Consider the following 3,890-nt stretch of genomic DNA (forward strand, 5'->3'; position numbering starts at 1 on the left):
TGCCTTGGCCTGGTCGGGCGGCACGTCCTCCGCGCGCAGATAGAGCCGCGCCAGATAGGCATAGGCGCGCACTTCGTCGGCCGCCGCGGCCTCCTCCAGCAGGGCCAGGCCGCGCGGCACGTCCTGCGGCAGCCCCCTGCCCTCGGCATAGGCCCGGCCGAACACCGCCATCGTTCCGGTGTCGCCGCCGGCGATCGCCTTGGCCGCCCAGGCCTCGGCCTGCTCCGGATCCCGCTCGACCCCGTCGCCGTCCAGATAGGCCCGCGCCAGCCCGCCGGCAGCGCGCGGATCGCCCGCATCCGCCGCGCGGCGGAGCAGGTTCAGCCATTCGTCCTCGCTGCCACCGGATTCGCGGGTGAGCCGGGCCAGCCGAGTGGCGGAGCTGGCATCGCCGGCCTCGGCGGCCCGCGCCAGCCAGCGCCTAGCCTGCTCGGGATCGGCCGGCGCCAGGGTGCCCCGCTCGTAGACCCGGGCGAGCTGGCGCATCGCGTTCACGTCGCCGCTGTCGGCACGCTCGTTCAGGGCCGCCATCGCCGCGGCCACCGCGGCCGCCTTGGCCGGCCCATCATCCCCTGAAGCCACCAGCCGCTCGGCATGGCGCACGATGCCCTGCTCGTCGCCGGAAGCGGCCGCCTGCGCCCAGAGCTGGTCAATGCGGGCCTGGTCGGTGCTGCCGCTGCGCTCCAGCGTCCGGGCCAACTCGGCGGCGGCCCCGGGCGCATCGGCCGCAGCGGCCGCCTCCAGCAGCGGCATGCCCCGCTCGGGCTCGGGCGGCACGCCGTCGTCGCCGCGCACCAGCATCTTGCCCAGGAGATACTGGGCGTCGCCCCGCCATTCCGATTCCACCAGCACCGCCCGCTCCAGGGCGGCCTTGGCCCTGGCCGGGTCACGCCCGTCCGGCCCGCGCAGATAATAGCGGGCCTCGAACAGCAGGACCTTGGGGTGGCCGCTGGCGGCGGCCAGCTCGTAATTGGCGGTGGCGCCGTAGCGGTCACCGAACTTCTCGGCGAACCGCGCGCGCTCGAACGCCCGCTGCGCGTCCGCCGGCACGTTGTAGTCGGTGGCCGGCCGGCCGCTTTCCGGGGTCCAGCTTGGCGCGCACGCGGCAGTGGTACCGAGCAGGAGGCCGGCCGCCAGGAGGCGGATCACCGGCAAACGGTACGGGACGGCCCGGGCAGACTGCATCACTCCACTTCCAATCGCGATCCGCCAATTGCGACCCGGCTGCCCTGATCGGGCGCCCGGTCGATTCGCGGATGGGACATCGCCGGGTTTTTCCGGCGCCACCCATTGTCTACATCACCCCTATGAGCACCGACCACCCCTCCTCCGCCCGCCCAGCCCTGCCCCGCCCGCCCGTGGCCCGCACCGTGAGCGTGCAGCACGAGCGGTTCGGCACAAGCTGGGATGACCCGTATGCCTGGCTGCGCGACCCGGGCTTTCCGGACGTGACGGATCGGGAGATCCTGGCGCATCTGGAGGCGGAGAACGACTATCTGGCGGCTGCTACCGAGGGCCTCCAGCCGGAGATCGCCAGGATCAAGGCGGAGATGAAGGCGCGCATGGCGCCGGACGACGCCTCGGTGCCGGTGCGCCGCGAGGGGTTCTGGTATCACTGGGCGTTTCGCGACGGCGCCCAGTACCGCACCTGGTTCCGCCGTGCCCTGGAGGCGGCCGAGCCGGACGTGCTGCTGGACGAGCCGGCGCTCGCCGCCAGCCTGGACTTCTTCCGCTGCACCGGGCCGATGCCCGCGCCCGACCACCGCCTGGTCGCCTATGCCACCGATGAGGACGGCTCGGAGCGCTTTTTGATCCACCTGCTGGACACGAGCACCGGCAGCACCACCCGCAGCCTCGCCACGGGCACGTCCGGTGCGGTGGTCTGGGCGGCGGACGGCCGCTCCTTCCTTTATGTGGAGCTGGACCCGTCGCTCCGGCCGTTCCGAGTGCGCCGGCATACCATCGGTGCTGGCGGGCCGGACCCGGTGGTCTACGAGGAGAGCGATCCCGCCTTCTTCGTCTCGATCGGCCGCACCCGCTCGCGCGCCACGGTGACCGTCACCGCCTCGACCCATGTGACCGCCGAGGTGCGGCTGCTCGACCCCTCGCTGGACGGCCCGCTGCGCCTGATCGACGCGCGCCGGGAGGGCCGCTGGTATGAGGTGGACGAGCGCCACGGCACGTTGTGGATCCGCACCGACGACGCCCATCCGAACTTCCGCCTGTGCCGGGCCCCATTGGCGGCACCGGAGCCGGCCAACTGGGAGGAGGTGCTGCAGGGCTCCGACGAGCGCTATCTGCTGGGCGTCGACTGCTTCGACGGCTTTTTGGTGCGCAGCGAGCGGCTGGACGGGCTGGATCGCCTGGTGGTGGCACACGCCGACGGCCGTGAGCGGCCGATCGTCTTTCCCGAGGCAGTAGGCGATCCGGGGCTGGGCGAGAACCCGATGTTCGACACTGGCACGCTCCGCCTGGGCTTCTCGTCGATGGTCACCCCGCCCACCGTCTACGACTATCATGTCGCGGACGAGCGGCTGGAGGTGCGCAAGGTCCAGCGGATCCCGTCCGGCTACCAGCCGGAGCGCTGGCGGACCGAGCGCCTGTGGGCCGAGGCGGCCGACGGTGCGAGGGTGCCGGTCAGCATCGTCTATCCCAAGGACTTCCCGAAGGACGGCAGCGGCAGGGTGCTGCTCACGGCCTACGGCTCCTATGGCATGGGCCTCTCCCCTTCCTTCGGGCTGCAGCGCCTCACCTATCTGGAGCGGGGTGTAGCCGTGGCGATCGCCCATGTGCGTGGCGGCGACGAGCTCGGCCGGCCCTGGTATTTCGCCGGGCGGCGCGAGCACAAGCGCAACAGCTTCACCGATACGGTGGCGGCCGCGGAGATGCTGATCCGGGACGGCTGGACGGCCAGGGGCCAGATCGCGCTCCAGGGCGGCTCGGCCGGGGGACTGCTGGTGGGTGCGGTCGTCACCATGCGCCCGGGCCTGTGGGCGGCCGCGGTGGCTGACGTGCCGTTCGTCGACGTGCTCAACACCATGTCCGATCCGAGCCTGCCGCTCACGCCGATCGAATGGCCGGAATGGGGCAATCCTATCACCGACGAGAGGGCGTTCCGCACCATCCTGAGCTACAGCCCCTACGACAATGTCCGCCCCCAGGCCTGGCCGCCCATGCTGGTCACGGCAGGTCTGACCGACCCACGGGTGGGCTACTGGGAGCCCGCCAAGTGGGTGGCGCGGATCCGGGCGACCCGCACCGACGACGCGCCATTGCTGTTCAAGACCAACATGGGAGCCGGCCATTTCGGCAAGTCCGGCAGGTATGACGCGCTAGACGAGCGGGCCCTGGTCGCCGCCTTCATTCTGGAGCGGCTCGGCACGACCTGATTGACTCGGCACAATCGGAGTGCCTTCCTCCCCTGTAGTGGAACGGTGCCGCGGCAGGCCTGCGGCATCGAGGTCCGGGTCGGTGCATGCGGAAGTACATACCATGAAGAAGTTACTATTGGCGTCCGCGGCCATGCTGGCCGTTGCGGCGGGTAGCGGCACGGTGGAAGCCAAGACCTTCGTGTTCTGCTCGGAAGGCAGCCCGGAGGGCTTCAATCCGCAATTCTATACCGCCGGCACGACCTTCGACGCCACGTCGGAGACGATCTTTAACCGGCTGGTCGAGTTCAACTATGGCGAGACCACGCTCGGACCGGGCCTCGCCGAGTCCTGGGACATTTCCGAGGATGGCAAGGAGTACACCTTCCATCTGCGCCAGGGCGTGAAGTGGCACACCACCAAGGACTTCACCCCGACCCGCGATTTCAATGCCGACGACGTGGTGTTCACGTTCATGCGGCAGCTGGACAAGAACCACCCGTTCCACGCGGTGGGCGGCGC

The 3,890-nt window shown here is 70.7% G+C and carries 2 protein-coding genes and 1 pseudogene; 2 read left to right on the forward strand and 1 reads right to left on the reverse strand.

From position 1 onward, the window contains the following. A pseudogene (locus EQG76_RS11310) lies at nucleotides 1–1,185 on the reverse strand (hypothetical protein); the annotation flags it as partial. Nucleotides 1,186–1,307: 122 nt separating this feature from the next. Here EQG76_RS11310 and EQG76_RS11315 point away from each other — a divergent pair. Both EQG76_RS11315 and EQG76_RS11320 read left to right on the forward strand, forming a co-directional pair. Next, a complete protein-coding gene (locus EQG76_RS11315; RefSeq protein WP_159713413.1) occupies nucleotides 1,308–3,389 on the forward strand; it encodes a S9 family peptidase in 2,082 nt (693 codons plus the stop codon). A gap of 103 nt (nucleotides 3,390–3,492) precedes the next feature. Next, the coding region (locus tag EQG76_RS11320) for an ABC transporter substrate-binding protein (RefSeq protein WP_235031317.1) at nucleotides 3,493–3,890 on the forward strand (398 nt) is incomplete at its 3' end.

This window comes from Geminicoccus flavidas (assembly GCF_009806515.1).
GTDB lineage: Bacteria > Pseudomonadota > Alphaproteobacteria > Geminicoccales > Geminicoccaceae > Geminicoccus > Geminicoccus flavidus.

Coding starts and splice junctions, on each gene's coding strand:
- EQG76_RS11315 (WP_159713413.1), top strand. CDS start 1,308: ATGAGCACCGACCACCCCTCCTCCGCCCGCCCAGCCCTGCCCCGCCCG.